At 76.0% G+C, this 15,000-nt stretch carries 12 protein-coding genes and 1 rRNA gene; 3 read left to right on the top strand and 10 right to left on the bottom strand.

Going from position 1 to position 15,000, the window contains the following annotated elements:
* Positions 1 to 20: 20 nt before the first annotated feature.
* Positions 21 to 875 carry an alpha/beta fold hydrolase gene (locus Q0994_RS21405; protein ID WP_299537516.1) on the bottom strand — a complete coding sequence of 285 codons (855 nt, stop codon included), beginning with the start codon at positions 873 to 875 and terminating at the stop codon, positions 21 to 23.
* Positions 876 to 1,206: 331 nt separating this feature from the next.
* On the opposite strand from Q0994_RS21405, the gene Q0994_RS21400 reads away from it, so the two are divergent.
* Entirely contained in the window at positions 1,207 to 2,856 is a 1,650-nt protein-coding gene (locus Q0994_RS21400; protein ID WP_299537514.1) for a PucR family transcriptional regulator, read from the top strand.
* A gap of 88 nt (positions 2,857 to 2,944) precedes the next feature.
* Here Q0994_RS21400 and Q0994_RS21395 read toward each other — a convergent pair whose 3' ends face one another.
* The 5 genes from Q0994_RS21395 to Q0994_RS21375 form a co-directional block, all read right to left on the bottom strand.
* Positions 2,945 to 4,021 carry a glycosyltransferase family 4 protein gene (locus tag Q0994_RS21395; RefSeq protein WP_299537512.1) on the bottom strand — a complete coding sequence of 359 codons (1,077 nt, stop codon included), beginning with the start codon at positions 4,019 to 4,021 and terminating at the stop codon, positions 2,945 to 2,947.
* A 322-nt stretch (positions 4,022 to 4,343) separates the two neighbouring features.
* On the bottom strand, positions 4,344 to 6,092 hold the full coding sequence (gene recN, locus Q0994_RS21390; protein ID WP_299537510.1) for a DNA repair protein RecN: 1,749 nt from the start codon (positions 6,090 to 6,092) through the stop codon (positions 4,344 to 4,346).
* A 140-nt stretch (positions 6,093 to 6,232) separates the two neighbouring features.
* The gene (locus Q0994_RS21385; RefSeq protein ID WP_299537507.1) at positions 6,233 to 7,138 is read right to left on the bottom strand and encodes an NAD kinase; all 906 of its coding nucleotides are present in this window, start codon (positions 7,136 to 7,138) and stop codon (positions 6,233 to 6,235) included.
* Complete coding sequence (locus Q0994_RS21380; protein ID WP_299537505.1) at positions 7,135 to 7,950, bottom strand: TlyA family RNA methyltransferase; 816 nt, start codon at positions 7,948 to 7,950, stop codon at positions 7,135 to 7,137. The genes Q0994_RS21385 and Q0994_RS21380 overlap by 4 nt, the downstream gene beginning before the upstream one ends.
* A 7-nt stretch (positions 7,951 to 7,957) precedes the next feature.
* Positions 7,958 to 8,326: a hypothetical protein gene (locus Q0994_RS21375; protein ID WP_299537502.1), complete on the bottom strand. Its 369-nt coding sequence runs from the start codon at positions 8,324 to 8,326 to the stop codon at positions 7,958 to 7,960.
* A 42-nt stretch (positions 8,327 to 8,368) separates the two neighbouring features.
* On the opposite strand from Q0994_RS21375, the gene Q0994_RS21370 reads away from it, so the two are divergent.
* Positions 8,369 to 8,716: an SCP2 sterol-binding domain-containing protein gene (locus Q0994_RS21370; protein WP_299537499.1), complete on the top strand. Its 348-nt coding sequence runs from the start codon at positions 8,369 to 8,371 to the stop codon at positions 8,714 to 8,716.
* A 103-nt stretch (positions 8,717 to 8,819) separates the two neighbouring features.
* Here Q0994_RS21370 and Q0994_RS21365 read toward each other — a convergent pair whose 3' ends face one another.
* Entirely contained in the window at positions 8,820 to 9,629 is an 810-nt protein-coding gene (locus Q0994_RS21365) for an ABC transporter ATP-binding protein (RefSeq protein WP_299537496.1), read from the bottom strand.
* A 186-nt stretch (positions 9,630 to 9,815) separates the two neighbouring features.
* Positions 9,816 to 10,850, bottom strand: coding sequence for an HAD hydrolase-like protein (locus tag Q0994_RS21360; RefSeq protein WP_299537494.1), 1,035 nt, complete (start codon positions 10,848 to 10,850; stop codon positions 9,816 to 9,818).
* Between the two features lie 75 nt (positions 10,851 to 10,925).
* Here Q0994_RS21360 and Q0994_RS21355 point away from each other — a divergent pair, with 75 nt between their 5' ends.
* Positions 10,926 to 12,203 carry a DUF1015 domain-containing protein gene (locus Q0994_RS21355; protein WP_299537492.1) on the top strand — a complete coding sequence of 426 codons (1,278 nt, stop codon included), beginning with the start codon at positions 10,926 to 10,928 and terminating at the stop codon, positions 12,201 to 12,203.
* Between the two features lie 69 nt (positions 12,204 to 12,272).
* Here the strand turns inward: Q0994_RS21355 and Q0994_RS34170 are convergent, their stop codons facing one another.
* Both Q0994_RS34170 and rrf read right to left on the bottom strand, forming a co-directional pair.
* Positions 12,273 to 13,220 (bottom strand): tetratricopeptide repeat protein, encoded by a 948-nt coding sequence (locus Q0994_RS34170; RefSeq protein ID WP_363325565.1) that lies wholly within the window; start codon positions 13,218 to 13,220, stop codon positions 12,273 to 12,275.
* A gap of 1,696 nt (positions 13,221 to 14,916) precedes the next feature.
* Positions 14,917 to 15,000: ribosomal RNA gene (rrf, locus tag Q0994_RS21345) — 5S ribosomal RNA — on the bottom strand; the annotation flags it as partial.

The following is a 15,000-nucleotide window of genomic DNA, read 5'->3' as shown; positions in this document are numbered from 1 at the left end:
GTGCCGGGAGGGCCGCGCGCCTACGCGCCCTCGAACGCGGACCGCAGGGCGGCGGCGAACTCGTCCGGCGCGGCGAGGAAGCCCGCGTGGTCGCCGGGGAACTCCACCGGGGCGACCCCGAGCAGCGCCGCCAGGGCCGCCGAGGTGCGGTGGGTGAGCAGTGCGCCCGAGTCGGCGCCGACGCCCACCACCACCCGGTGCGGCCCGGCCCGCAGGGCGGCGGTGTCCGGGACGTACCGGGTGGTGCCACGCAGTTCGTGGGCGAAGAAGTGCTCGGTGTTGGCGAGGTCCTGGAGCGAGGGCTCGTCGGGTGCGGGGGCCGGGTCCGCCGCCGGGTCCGCCACCGGCTCCGGAGCGGGCTGCGGGGCCGCGCCGTGCTGCTCGGGGTCGGCGTAGGCCATGAAGGCGCCCCAGGCGGCGCCCGGCCCCTGCGTGTGGAAGGTCTCGATGATCCGCTCGGTCGCCGCCCGCTGCTCGGCCGCCTCCGGCAGCAGCTCCAGCAGCGGCGGCTCGTGCGCGACCAGGGTCCGCACCCGCCCGGGGTGGCGGGCGGCCAGGGCCAGCCCCGTCACCGCTCCGCCGCTGCTGCCGAACACGTCGGCGGACGCGGCGCCCAGCGCGTCCAGCAGTGCGGCGACGTCGTCCGCGCGCAGATCGGGCGTCGAGTCCTGGTGCGGATCGTCGAGCACGCTGCCGGAGACTCCGCGGGGGTCGTGGGTGACGACCGTACGGTCCGCGGCGAGCGCCTCGGCGAGGCCGGCGAAGGCCCCGGCGTCCATCGGGGCGCCCATGAGCAGCACGAGCGGCCCGCTGCCGCGCACTTCGTAGTGCAGGCGTCCGCCGGGGATGTCGAGGGTGTGCGGGGTGGCGGCCATGGCCGGATCCCTTTCGTGGAGGGGGACGCCGGAGGTGTCCGGCGCCGCGATGACACGACTATGACGGCGGCCGGCGCCCGGACTCGTCGGTCCGGGCCCGCATCCGCCGCGTGTCGGCGGGGGGCCGGGTCGGCAGGAGGCCGCGTGGGGGGCCCGGCGGTCCGGGCCGTCCGGCGGGGGCCGGGGGTCCGACGGGGGCCGGGGGTCCGGCTCCGGCCGGGGTGCGGGGTCCGGCTTGGGCGGGGGGCGGCTCGAACGGTAGCTTCCTGACCAGGGCCGTCCGTTCCGGGCGGTCCCGTCCCGAGCGAGCGGAAGCACGAGGCCGGAACCGGTGGAGACCCAGGGCGCGATCACGGTACGGCGGGCCCTGGAACTGCCCGGCCTGCGCGGCGGGCTGCCGCGGGTGGTGGCCTGCCCGGACGCCCTGGACCGCCCGGTGCGCTGGGTGCACGCCGGAGAGGTGCCCAACATCGCCTCGCTGCTCAAGGGCGGCGAACTCCTCCTGACGACCGGCCTCGGCCTCGGGACCCGGCCCGCCGAGCAGCGGGCCTTCGTCCGGGGCCTGGCGGAACGCGGCATCGCCGCACTGGTCGTCGAACTCGGCCCCCGCTTCGGGAAGTTGCCCTCCGCCATCGTGGAGGCGGCGCAGGCGGCGGGCCTGCCGCTGATCCAGCTGCACCGCGAGGTGCCGTTCGTCGCGGTCACCGAGGAGATCCACACCGAGATCGTCAACGGGCACTACGCGCTGGTCCGGCAGGCCGAGGAGGTGCACCGGCGGTGCACCCGGGCGGTGCTGGACGGGGGCGGGGTGGCGCAGGTCCTGTCGGTGCTGGCGGAGTTCGCCGCCGCACCCGTCTTCCTGGAGACCCCGGACGGCGGGCTGCTGTACGCCACGGGGCCCGCGGACGCGCCGCCGGAGGCCGGGCCGCTGCGGGTCTGGGAAGGGCTGCGCGGGGACCGGGCCGCCCGGGACTCCCCGCCGGCCGGTTCGGTGGTGGTGGACGTGGCCGGGGGCGGCGCGGGGCCGGGCGCCGTACGGGCCCGGCTGGCGCTGCTCGCCGTGTCCCGGCCGCTCGCGCCGGTGCACCGGATGGCGGCGGAGCGGGCCGCCGGCATCCTGGCGGTGGTGCTCATGCAGGCCCGGCAGGAGGAGGAACTGGCCGCGCGCGGGCGCGGCGACTTCCTCACCGATCTGGCGGAGGGCCGTGTCACGCCGGGGGACGCGGCCGCCCAGGCCCGGACGCTCGGGTTCCGGCCCACCGGTCCGCTGCTCCTCCCGGTGGTGATGCTGCCCGCGCCGGGCCCGCGCGGGACCCGTGCGGTGCAGGAGGAACTCGCCTTGGCCGGGGTGCCGGTGCTGCTCGGGGTGCGGCCCGTGGAGGGACGGGTGCCGCTCCTGGTCGGGCTGCGGGACGGGGCCGAGCGGGCGGCGGTCGCGGACCGGGTGGCGGCAGCGCTGCGCGCGGGGCTGGAACGCGCCGGACCGGAGCGTACGGGGATCGAGGGGACGGGGCCGGAACGCGCCGTCGCCGGCCGGGCCGGATGGTCGCGTCCCGTCGTGGTGGTCGGCGTGCCGGGCGACTGGGCGTCGGTGGGGGCCGGGCTGCGGCACGCGGCGGAGACGGCGGTGGCGGCGCGGGGGCTGCCCGAGCGGCCGTGGCACGACGCCCGGAGCCTGGACACCGACCTGCTGCTGTGGCGGCTGCGCGACCACCCGGACCTGGCGGCTTTCGTGGAGCGCACGATCGGCCCGCTGCGTGCCCACGACCGCTCGTCCCGCCCGCCGCTGCTGCCGACCCTGGAGGCGTACGTGGCCCACGCGGGCCGCAAGGCCGAGACCGCACGGGCCCTGCACCTGAACCGGCAGACGCTCTACAACCGGCTGGCCCGGATCGCGGAGCTGCTCGCCGCCGACCTGGACGACCCGCACACGGTCCTGTCCCTCGGCCTGGCCCTGCGCGCCCGCGGGCACACCACCTGACGGACCGCCCCGGCACACACGGGGGGGGCGGTCGCGGGTCCGAGCGGGGCAGATGCGGGAGGACGCCGGGTGCGGGGTTCGGGGTGGCTCAGCGCCCGCGTGCGATCAGCGGGTGCGCCAATTCGTCGTAGACGCTGAGCACGTGGGCGACGGTGTCGTCCTCCGTCGGCCGGCCCCGTGCCTGTTCCCGGCCGGCGGCGGCCAGCAGCTCGCGCCGCTCCGGGTCGCCCAGCAGCTCCGCCACGGCCCGCGCCAGGGCCTCGGGGCCGCCCGGCGGCACCCGTACCGCCGCGTCGCCGAGGAGTTCACGGGCCGGGGACATGGCCACGACCGGGACGCCGGTCCGCAGCGCCTCGCGGGCGAGCGGGGAACGCGCTCCGGCGTGTCCGGCGAGCACCACCAGGTCGGCGACGGCGAGGAGTTCGGGGAGACCGTCCGGGGAGTCCGCGAAGCGGACGGGAAGCCGCTCGGCGGTGACCCGGCGCCGGTACGCCTCCGGGACGCGGGTCCGGTCCACGACGATCAGCAGCGGCACCGGGTCGAGCCCCCGCCAGTCCCGGGCGGCGTCCAGCAGCACGTCGAGGCCCCCGTGCGGTCCCGGCGAGGCGGCCGCGAACAGCAGGGGCCGTCCGAGCACCCCCAGTTCGGCGTGGATCTTGTCGTCGGGTGCGGCACGCTCCGGCAGGGCCACCGGCGCGAGCCGGGCGTCCCGGGCGCCCCTCCGTCGCGCCACGTCCACCAGATCGGAGGAGACGCCGAGCACGACGGCCGCCGACCTGGCGACCCGTCGCTCCGTGAGCCGTCGCATCCGGCGGCGGGCGCCCTCGGCTTGCGCCCGCGTGTGCCAGGTGACGACGAGTGGTATCCGGAGCCCGCCGAGGGCGAGCGCGGCGCGCGCGCCCGCGTGCAGGCCGTGCGCGTGCACGACGTTCGCGCCGGTGCACGCGGCGCGCAGGGCGGCCACCGAGACCGGGTCGCCGCGCCGGGGCACCGGCACGAATCGCGCCCCCGCCGCGGAGAAGTCGTGGGACCGGTCCAGCGCTTCGGGCGCGCAGACCGTGACGTGCACGCCCCGCGCGACCAGCCCGGCGGCGAGCGAGGCCACATGGGCCCCGCTCCCCGCGCCGCCGCCGCCCAGCACTTGGACCGTACGCAGCTGTGACACGTTGTTCTGCTCCCGGAGCTCCCGAGGGGGTGATGGGCATACCGCGCCAAGGATGCCAGTCCGTACGCGTGTTCCGGGACCGCCGGAACGTTGCTGCGGCGCCCCGTGGCGACAACAGGCCGTCGATCATCACTCGCACGAGTGAAGCCCGTGGCGAGAATCAGCCCCTCCGCGCGGCCGTCCCGTCGGTCCGGTGGGCGGCGTAAGCCCGGCGGGACCCCCGGAACGCCGACGGGTCCGGACTGCCGACGGCTCCCGGAGCGCCGACGGGTCCGGGGCGGCGCCCCGGACCCGTGCCGCTACCGTCGTGCCGCCCGCCGCGTCAGGGGGCGTCCGCCCGCGCGGTGGCGAGGAGTTCCTCGGCATGGGCGCGGGCCGTCTCGGAGTCCTCCTGGCCCGCGAGCATCCGGGACAGCTCCCGGACCCGGTCCTCGCCCTCCAGGACGGTGACCCCGCTGCTGGTCACCGAGCCGTCGACCGTCTTCTCGACCAGCAGCTGGCGGTCGGCGAAGGCCGCCACCTGGGGCAGGTGGGTGACGACGACGACCTGCGCGGTCCGGGCGAGTTTGGCGAGACGCCGCCCCACCTCGACCGCCGCCTTGCCGCCGACACCCGCGTCGACCTCGTCGAAGAGGTAGGTGGGCACCGGGTCGGAGCCCGCGAAGACCACCTCGACGGCGAGCATCACCCGCGACAGCTCACCACCCGACGCGCCCTTGGCGATGGGGCGGGGCTGCGCGCCGGGGTGCGGGGCGAGCAGGAGTTCCACCTCGTCGGCCCCGGACGGGCCGTAGACCACGCTCCGGCCGTTGACGTCGATGCCGGACGCCTCGTCGGGCGCCTCCGTCTGCCGGATGTCGAAGGAGACCCGGGCGTGCGGCATGGCGAGCGACGCCAGCTCCTCGGTGACCGCCTGCGCGAAGTCCGCCGCCGCCTCGGTGCGGGCGTCGGTCAACGCCTGCCCCAGAGCCGAGAGTTCGGTACGCAGGCCGTCGCGCTCGGCGGTCAGCTCCTCGATCCGGCCGTCGTCGCCCTCCAGCTCGGTGAGCCGGGCCGCGGAGGTCTCCGCCCAGGCGAGCACGGAGTCGATGTCCTCGCCGTACTTGCGGGTCAGCGCCGTCAGCGCGGCCCGCCGCTCCTCGACGGTGGCCAGCCGCAGCGGGTCGGCGTCGAGCTGGTCCGCGTACCCGGCGAGTTCCCCGGAGACGTCGGCCAGCAGGATGGAGATCTCGCCGATCCGGTCGGCGAGCGCCGCGAGCGCCGGGTCGTGCGTGCGCACGCCGTCCAGCGAGCGGCCCGCGGCGGCGACGATCGTGGTCGCGTCGACGCCCTCCTGGTCCTCGGGGTCGCCGGCCAGCGCGGTGTGCGCGAGGGCGGCGGCGGACGCCAGGGCGTCCGCGTGGCCCAGCCGGCCGGCCTCGGCGGCCAGCTCCGTGTCCTCGCCCGGCGTCGGCCCGACGGCGGCGATCTCGTCCAGCCCGAAGCGGAGCAGGTCCGCCTCCTGGGCCCGCTCGCGGGCACGGGTGGTCAGCTCTTCCAGCTCCGCGGCGACCGCGCGCAGCCGCCGGTAGGCCGCCGTGTACGCGGCGTGCGGCCCGGCCACCCCGCCACCGGCGTACCGGTCGAGCGCCTGCCGCTGCCGCGACGCCTTGAGCAGCCCCTGCTGGTCGGTCTGCCCGTGCACGGCGACCAGTTCGTCGGCCAGTTCGGCGAGCACGCCGACGGGCACCGATCTTCCGCCCAGGTGCGCCCGGGAGCGCCCCTCGGCCGAGACGGTACGGCTGATCAGCAGCGCCCCGTCCTCGATCTCCGCACCGGCCTCCGCGGCCCGGACGGCGACCGGGTCGCCGTCCTTCACCGTGATCCGGCCCTCGACCACCGCGGCCTTCGCACCGATCCGCACCAGGGCCGGGTCCGCGCGTCCGCCGAGCAGCAGCCCGAGGCTCGTGACGACCATGGTCTTGCCCGCTCCGGTCTCACCCGTGACCGCGGTGAAGCCGGGCGACAGCTCGACCACGGCATCGTCGATGACTCCGAGCGACCGTATCCGCATCTCCTCCAACACGGACATGACCATACGAGGTTTCCGGGGGTCCGTGCGACGGACCCCGGCCCGCGGTTCACTCCCCCGGGGACCCTCGGGCCGCTTTCCGGGGCTCGCGGAGGCCGTGGCGGCGGCCTCCGCGGCGGTGTCGCGCGGGCGCGCCCCGGTCAGTGCGGGGCACCCCGCCACCCGGAGACCGGCAGCGCGAACTTCGCCACCAGCCGGTCGGTGAACGACGCCTGGTGGAGCCGGGCGAGCCGCACCGGCACCGCCCCGCGCCGCACCTCGACGCGGGCCCCGGCGGGCAGCTCCACGGTCCTGCGTCCGTCGCACCAGAGCACCCCGTGCGGGGTGTGCTGCTGCACCTCGACCGCCAGGACCGAAGTGGGCGAGGTCACCAGCGGCTTCGCGAACAGCGCGTGCGCGCTGATCGGCACCATCAGCAGCGCCTCGACCTCCGGCCAGACGACGGGCCCGCCGGCCGAGAACGCGTACGCGGTCGAACCGGTCGGGGTGGCGCAGACGATGCCGTCGCAGCCGAAGCCGGTGACCGGTCGGCCGTCGATCTCCAGCACCACCTCCAGCATCCGCTCGGGCGACACCTTCTGGACGGCCGCCTCGTTGAGCGCCCAGTCGGTGTGCACGACCTCGCCGTTGCTGTGCACCAGGACGTCGATCGTCATGCGTTCCTCGACCTGGTAGGCGCGGGTGACGACCCGCTCCACCACCTGGTCGAGGTCGTCCCGCTCCGCCTCCGCGAGGAAGCCGACCCGGCCGAGGTTGACGCCGAGCATCGGCACCCCGGAGGCGCGCGAGATCTCGGCGCCGCGCAGCAGCGTGCCGTCGCCCCCGAGCACGATCAGCAGCTCGCAGCCGTCCACCGCGTCCGGGGTGGCCTCGGGGACCGTGCGCACCGAGGAGGGCAGCGGCAGGTCCTGTGCCTCGGCCGCCAGCACCCGGACGCCGAGGCCATTGCGCAGCAGGCCCTGCACCACGAGTTCCGCGCTGCGGATCGCGGCGGGCCGGCCCGTGTGGGCCAGCAGGAAGACTGTTCGTTCCGCGTTCGTCGTCAACGGGGCCCCTCCGCCACTGCACGGTCGACATCAGCGGGGTCCAGCGCAGGTGCGCCGGCCCGCAGCCACAGAAAGTACTCGACGTTCCCCGACGGCCCCGGCAGCGGGCTCGCCGTCACACCCCGCACGCCCAGGCCGAGTTCGCCGGCCCGGCGGGCGACCTCCCGCACCGCCTCGGCCCGCAGCTCGGGGCTGCGGACGACACCGCCGCTGCCGAGCCGTTCCTTGCCGACCTCGAACTGCGGCTTGACCATGAGCACCAGGTCGGCGTCGGGGGCGGCGCACCGCACCAGGGCGGGCATCACCAGGCCGAGCGGGATGAACGACAGGTCGCCCACCACCAGGTCCACCGGCCGTCCGTCGATCGCCTCCAGTGTCAGTTCGCGCACGTTCGTACGGTCCTTGACGACGACACGGTCGTCGGACTGCAACGACCAGGCGAGCTGCCCGTAGCCGACGTCGACGGCGACGACCTGCGCCGCTCCCGCCCGCAGCAGCACGTCGGTGAAGCCGCCGGTGGAGGCGCCGGCGTCCAGCGCCCGGCGTCCCTCGACGGCCAGGCCGAGCGGGCCGAACGCGGCGAGCGCGCCCGCCAGCTTGTGGCCGCCGCGCGACACGTAGTCGGGGTCGTCCTCGTCCGCGGCGACGACGACGGGGGCGCTGGTCTCGACCTGGGTGGCGGGCTTGGTCGCGGTCATCCCCCTCACGGTCACCCGCCCCGCGGCGATCAGCTGACTCGCGTGCTCGCGCGAGCGGGCCAGCTTGCGGTGTACCAGCTCTGCGTCGAGGCGGCGACGGGCCACTCCTGCCACGTTCGGTTCAGCTCCTGTGGTCGTACGGGGGTGCGGGTGCGGGCCGGGCGTCCAGCGCGGTCAGCGCGTCGCGCAGCCCACGGTGTACATCCTCGTACACCTCGACGTGTCCGTCCGCCGGGAGGTGGTCGGCGTCGGCCAGCCGCTCCAGCGAGGCGTCCACGGCGGGGTCGCCGGTCGGGGTGCGTACGACGCCGAGCGGCGCGGGCCCGGCGGGCTCCGCGGAGGGCCGGGGCTCCGCGGGCGTCGTACCGTCCGGGAGCGGGTCGCCGGGCGGCGGTTCCTCGCCGCGGGGGCGTCCCGGAGGGGCGTCGGCGGGGCCGTCGTGGGGCGCGGGGTCGGGGGCCGTCCCGGGTCCGGGCATCCAGTCGCTCATGCCGGAACGCTACCCCGGCGGCCTGCGGTACGGTCGTGGGCGATGGCGACCATGGCGGAGTGCCGCAGCGCGCTCGACAGACTTTCCGATCAGCTCGCGGGTGCGGACGGCGAGGTGCGCGGCGCCGCCGCGCTGGACCGCTCGCTGAGCTGCCACATCAAGGACCTGGACGTGACCTTCACGGGCCGGCTGGCCGACGGCCGTATCCGGGTGCTCGACACGGTCGAGGGGCCGCCGCGGGAGAAGGCGGAGATCCGGCTGGCGATGACCGGCGACGACCTGGTGGCGCTGGTGGACGGAAACCTGAACTTCGCGAAGGCGTGGGGGTCGGGCCGGGTCCGGCTGGAGGCCGGCTTCCGCGACCTGCTGAGACTGCGCTCGCTTCTGTAAGCCGCGCGGTGCGTCGCGCGACCGGGGCCGGGCCGCGCGGCCCGGCGTGCGGGCCGGTGGTCCGGACCGGGTCCCGCCCCCTCGCGCGCGCCCGTCGCCGGGATCAGGCCGCCGTCTTCGCGCCGTTCCGGTGGCGGCGGGCGGCGGGGACCACCAGCGGGGTTCCGGTCTCGGGGTCGTCGATGACCTGGCAGCGCAGGCCGAAGACCTGCTCGACCAGTTCGGCGGTGACGATCTCGGAGGGCGGCCCCTCGGCGAGGACCGCGCCGTCGCGCATGGCGATGAGGTGGGTGGCGTACCGCGCCGCGTGGTTCAGGTCGTGCAGGACGGCGACGAGGGTGCGGTCCTGCTGCTCGTGCAGGTCCGCGCAGAGGTCCAGGACGTCGAGCTGGTGCTGGATGTCGAGGTAGGTCGTCGGCTCGTCGAGCAGGAGCAGGGGCGTCTGCTGGGCGAGCGCCATGGCGATCCAGACCCGCTGGCGCTGGCCGCCGGACAGCTCGTCGACGTACCGGTCGGCGAGCGCGGCGACACCGGTGGCCGCCATCGCCCCGCCCACGATGTCCTGGTCCTCGGGCGACCACTGGCGCAGCAGCCCCTGGTGGGGGTGGCGGCCCCGCCGGACCAGGTCGTGGACGGTGATCCCGTCGGGCGCGATCGACGACTGGGGCAGCAGCCCGAGCGTCTTGGCGACCTGCTTGGCGGGCAGCCGGTGGATGGTCTGCCCGTCCAGCAGCACCCGGCCCGCGCTCGGCTTCAGCAGCCGGGCCAGCGCCCGCAACAGGGTGGACTTCCCACAGGCGTTGGGCCCGACGATCACGGTGAAGGAGTGGTCGGGTATCTCGACCGAGAGCCCCTCGGCGATGGTCCGCCGGTCGTAGCCGAGGGTCACCGATTCGGCTGTCAGGCGCTGCATGGTCGTGCTCCCGGAGTGAGGACGGAACGGGCCGGTCCGTCACCCCGGACGCCACCCGTACGGGGCACGGCCCGCGAGCACGCCGACGTCGGGTAAGGCTAACCTATCCTCCCCTCGCGGCCGGGGCCCCGGGTGCGGCCCCACCCCCGCGGCCCCACCCCTGCGGACCGGGCCGCACCGGCCGTCTCACAGCCCGAGCCGGGCGACCGCCTTCTCCGCGTCCAGCCCGCAGCCCTGGTCGCCCGCCTGCGTCCAGGCGGCGCCGCAGAGCGCCCGCAGCCCGTCCAGCGGGTCGCCCCCGCCGTCCAGCGCCAGGCTCTCCCCCACGACCGACGCGGTCCATCCGCCGCAGCGGGCCGCACCGTCCTCAACGACGACCTCGGGCTGTCCGGTGAGCAGTCCGCGCAGGTCGCGGTCGACGTACGTGGGCCGGTGCCGCGGCGCCGCGGCCACCAGCTGCGGAGCGTCGGTGACCCCGGTGAGCACGAGCAGCGAGTCCACCCCGCCGTTGAACGCGCCCTCGATGTCGGTGTCCAGCCGGTCGCCGACCACCAGGGGCCGCTTCGCGCCGGTGCGCAGCACGGTCTCCCGGTGCATCGGGGGCAGCGGCTTGCCGGCCACCTGCGGCTCGAAGCCGCCGCCGGAGCCGATCCGTACGACCTCCACGGCGGCGCCGTTGCCGGGGCCGATGCCCCGGTCGCCCGGAATGGTCAGGTCGGTGTTGGACGCGAACCACGGCACCCCGCGCCGGACCGCGTACGACGCCTCGGCGAACCGGCTCCACACCAGGCCGGGGCCGCCGTACCCCTGGACGACGGCGGCCGGGTCGTCGTCCGCCGACTCCACCGGCACCAGCCCGCGCTCCTCCAGCGCCACCCGGAGCCCCTCGCCGCCCACCATCAGCACGTTGGCGCCCGCCGGCAACTGGTCGGACATCAGGCGGGCCACCGCCTGCGCCGAGGTGATGACGTCCTGCGCGTCGGCGGGGATGCCCAGCTCCGACAGGTGGGCGGCGACCGTGTCGGGGGTCCGGAACGCGTTGTTGGTGACGTAGGCCAGGTGCATCCCGCCCCCGCGGGCCGTGGCCAGCGACTCCACCGCGTGGGCGACCGCGACCCCGCCCGTGTACACCACACCGTCGAGGTCGAGCAGAGCCGTGTCGTAGGCGGTGCTGAGGGGCTCGGCGCTGCTCAGCGGCCGGGACCTGTCCTGCTGACTCATATGTGTCTCGCTCCCTGTTCTCTCTCGTCTCCCCCCGATCATCGCGCATCGCACGGCCGCACATACGATGCAGAAATGAACCCATCAGGTCACGAACGGCAGGGCTTGCGGCTGTTCCCGTTCCGCGGCCTGCGGTACGTCCCCGAGCGTGTGGGCAGTCTCTCGGCGGTGACCTCCCCGCCGTACGACGTCGTGGTGCGGCCGGACGGGCTCGACCACCTCGAATCCGCGGACCCGCACAACATCGTGCGGCTGATCCTGCCGCGCGCCGGGAGCCCCGCCGCCCGCAACGCGAAGGCGGCCCGGACGCTGCGGGAGTGGCTGGCCGAGGGCGTACTCGCCGCCGACCCGGAACCGGCCCTGTACGTCTACGAGCAGCGGGACGCGGACATCCTCCAGCGCGGCCTGATCGGCGCGCTGGAGCTCTCGCCGCCCTCGGCGGGGACCGTCCTGCCGCACGAGGACGTGATGGACCACGTGGTGGCCGACCGGGCCGAACTGATGAGGGCGACGGCCGCGCACCTGGAACCGCTGCTGCTGACGTACCGGGGCGACGGCGCCCGCTCCGGCGCCACGGCCGTCCTCGAACGCGTCACCGCCCGCCCGCCGTTGCTCTCCACCACCACGGAGGACGGCTTCAGCCACCGGCTGTGGGCGATCACGGACACCGCCGAGCAGGCGGAGGCGCAGGCCGACCTGGCGGGCCGCCAGGCCCTGATCGCCGACGGCCACCACCGCTGGGCCACCTATCTGCGTCTCCAGCAGGAGCACGGCACCCCCGGCCCCTGGGACTTCGGCCTGGTCCTGCTGGTGGACACCGCGCGCTACTCCCTGCGGGTCCGCGCCATCCACCGCCTGTTGCGCCGGCTGCCGGTCGCCGGCGCCGTCGCCGCGCTCGACGGCCTCTTCCGCGTACGCGACGTGCCGGGGCCGCTCCCCCGGGCGCTGGAGGCCTTGGCGGAGGCGGCCGGGGCGGGCAACGCCTTCCTGCTCGCGGGCGACGGCGCCTTCCGGCTCGTCGACCGGCCCGACGCCGGGCTGCTCGACCGGACCGTGCCGGCCGGCCGGCCCGCCGCCTGGCGCGCCCTGGACGCGACGGTGCTCCACTCCACCCTGCTCGACCGGGTGTGGGGCGTCCCGGACGCCCCCGAGGACGTCGCGTACCTCCATGACGCCGGGGCGGCGGTGGAGCACGCCGAACGCACCGGTGCCACGGCGGTGCTGATGCACCCGGTCCGCGAGGACGTGGTGCGGGAGCTGGCCGGGCAGGGGGTCATGATGCCCCGCAAGTCGACATCCTTCGGCCCGAAGCCCGCCTCGGGGCTGGTGCTGCGCAGTCTCACCCTGGGCTGACCCGCGGGACGAGGGCCCCGGACGCGAAAAGGGCGGCACCCCGAGGGGTGCCGCCCTTTCACTCACGGGTCACGCCTTGGCGGGACCCTCCGTGCCGTCGGTAGCGTCGGCGTCCGTCGCGTCGTCGTCCGTCGGGTCGCCCGGACCGGCCTGGGCGTCCTCCCCGGCGTCCTTCCCGGCCCCGGCCTCGGCCTCGGCGGGAGCGGACGTCGCCTCGGACGTCTCCTCGGCGGCGCGGGCCGCGTCGCGTTCGTCGTCCAGGTCGAGATCGGAGACCTCGTCGTCCAGGTCGAGGTCGGTGATCTCGTCCGTCACGTCGACGAGTTCGGACTCGTCCACCGGAACGGACGCGGGCGTCCGCTCCTCGGAGCCGGCCGGGGCCGTCTCGTCCTCGTCCTCGTCCAGGGCGTCGACGAACTCGACGCCGTCGAGCTCGGCCAGCCGGTCGGAGGCGTCGGTGGCGCCGTCCTTGTCGGCCTCGGCCGCCTTGGCGAACCACTCGCGCGCCTCGTCCTCGCGGCCTGCCTCCAGCAGCGCGTCCGCGTAGGCGTACCGCAGGCGCGGGGTCCACGGGTGGACGGCGTTGGACGCCAGCTCGGAGCTCTGCAGCGTGACGATGGCGGCGTCGATCTGCCCCATGTCGCGGCGTGCGCCGGCGGCGACGAGACGCATCTCGACCTGTCCGGCCTTGTCGAGCTTCTGGACCTCGGGCTCGCCGGCCATCGCCATGGCGCGCTCGGGGCGGCCGAGGCCGCGCTCGCAGTCGGCCATGACCGGCCACAGCTCCACGGACCCGGTCATGCGCTTCGCGGCACGGAACTCCGCGAGCGCCTCGGCGTACTGCTGCGTCGCGTACGCGGCGAAGCCGGCGGCCTCGCGCACGGCGGCGACGCGGGAGGCGAGCCGGAGCGCGATGCGCGCGTAGGCGTACGCCTTGTCCGGGTCCTCGTCGAGCAGCCGGGCCACCATGACCAGGTTGCGCGCGACGTCCTCGGCGAGCGTCTTGGGCAGGCTCATCAGCTCCTGCCGTACGTCCTTGTCGATCTCCTGGCCGGTGACGTCGTCCGGGATCGGCAGACGCTTGATCGGCTCGCGCTCGCGGTCGTCCCGGCCGGCGTACCCGCCCCGGTCGTCCCGCCCCCGGTAGCCGCCGCCGGAACGGTCGTCGCTCCGGCCGCCCCGGTGACCGCCGCCCGAGCGGTCGTCACGGCCGCGGAAACCGCCACCGGAACGGTCGTCGCTCCGGCCCCGGTAACCGCCGCGGTCGTCCTGGCGGTAGCCACCGGAGCCGCGGTCGTCGTCCCGGCGCGGGGCACGGTCGGCGCGGTCGTCGCGGCGGAAGCCGCCACCGGCGGAGCCACCGCGGCTGTCCTCGCGGCGGAAGCCGCCGCGGTCGTCCTCGCGGCGCGGGGCACGGTCGTCACGGCCGCGGAAGCCGCCGCCCGAGCGGTCGTCGTCACGGCGCGGGGCGCGGTCGGCACGGTCGTCGCGGCGGAAGCCGCCGCCGGAGGAACCGCCACGGTCGTCACGGCCGCGGAAGCCGCCGCCGGAACGGTCGTCGTCACGGCGCGGGGCACGGTCGTCACGGCGGTCGAAGCCGCCGGAAGGACGGCCACCGCGGTCGTCACGCGGACCCCGGAACCCGCCACGCTCGTCCTCACGACGCGGAGCACGGTCGTCACGACGGAAACCGCCGCCGGACGAACCACCACGGTTGTCGTCACGGCGGAAACCCGCGCCCGCGGAACCGCTGCGGTCGTCACGGCGGAAGCCGCCACCGGAGGAGGACCCACCCCGGTTGTCGTCGCGGCGGAAGCCGCCGCCGGAGGAACCGCCACGGTCGTCACGGCCGCGGAAGCCGCCGCCGGAACGGTCGTCGTCACGGCGCGGGGCACGGTCGTCACGGCGGTCGAAGCCGCCGGAAGGACGGCCACCGCGGTCGTCACGCGGACCCCGGAACCCGCCACGCTCGTCCTCACGACGCGGAGCACGGTCGTCACGACGGAAGCCACCGCCGGACGAACCACCACGGTTGTCGTCACGGCGGAAACCGGCACCGGACGCACCACCGCGGTCGTCACGGCGCGGGCCACGGTCGTCGTCACGGCGGGGAGCACGGTCGTCACGGCGGAAGCCGCCACCGGAGGAAGATCCACCCCGGTTGTCGTCGCGGCGGAACCCGCCGCGGTCGTCCTCACGACGCGGGGCACGGTCGTCGCGGCGGAAGCCGCCACCGGAGGAGGACCCACCCCGGTTGTCGTCCCGGCGGGGGCCGCGGTCGTCACGCTGGCCGCCGCGGAAGCCGCCGGCGGAGGGACCGCCCCGGCTGTCGTCACGGCGGAAACCGCCGCCGGAGGGGGACCCACCCCGGTTGTCGTCGCGGCGCGGGGCGCGGTCGTCGCGGCGGAAGCCGCCGGCGGACGAGCCGCCGCGGTTGTCGTCCCGTCGGAAACCGCCGCGGTCGTTGCTGTCACGACGAGGGGCACCGGACCGGTCGTCACGACCACCGCGGTAACCGCCCCGGTCGCCGCCGCCCTGGCCGCGCGAGTCGCGCGACGGACGATCGTCGGGAGAGTTGGTGGACATGGGGGTGACTCCTGTCTTCGGGTACAACAGACATTCTCGCGCAGCCGACAGTCCGACGCGCTTCAGGGAAAACAAAAAAGACCCGCAGCCCAGCGTGAACGCTGGACCACGGGTCCTTTGAAAGATTGTTCGGCGGCGACCTACTCTCCCACAGGGTCCCCCCTGCAGTACCATCGGCGCGGAAAGGCTTAGCTTCCGGGTTCGGAATGTA

Origin of the sequence: uncultured Streptomyces sp., assembly GCF_947488945.1 — a bacterium.
Taxonomy (GTDB): Bacteria; Actinomycetota; Actinomycetes; order Streptomycetales; family Streptomycetaceae; genus Streptomyces.
The sequence above is the reverse complement of the archived record's forward strand: the minus strand, read 5'-3'. Positions and strand labels throughout refer to the sequence as shown.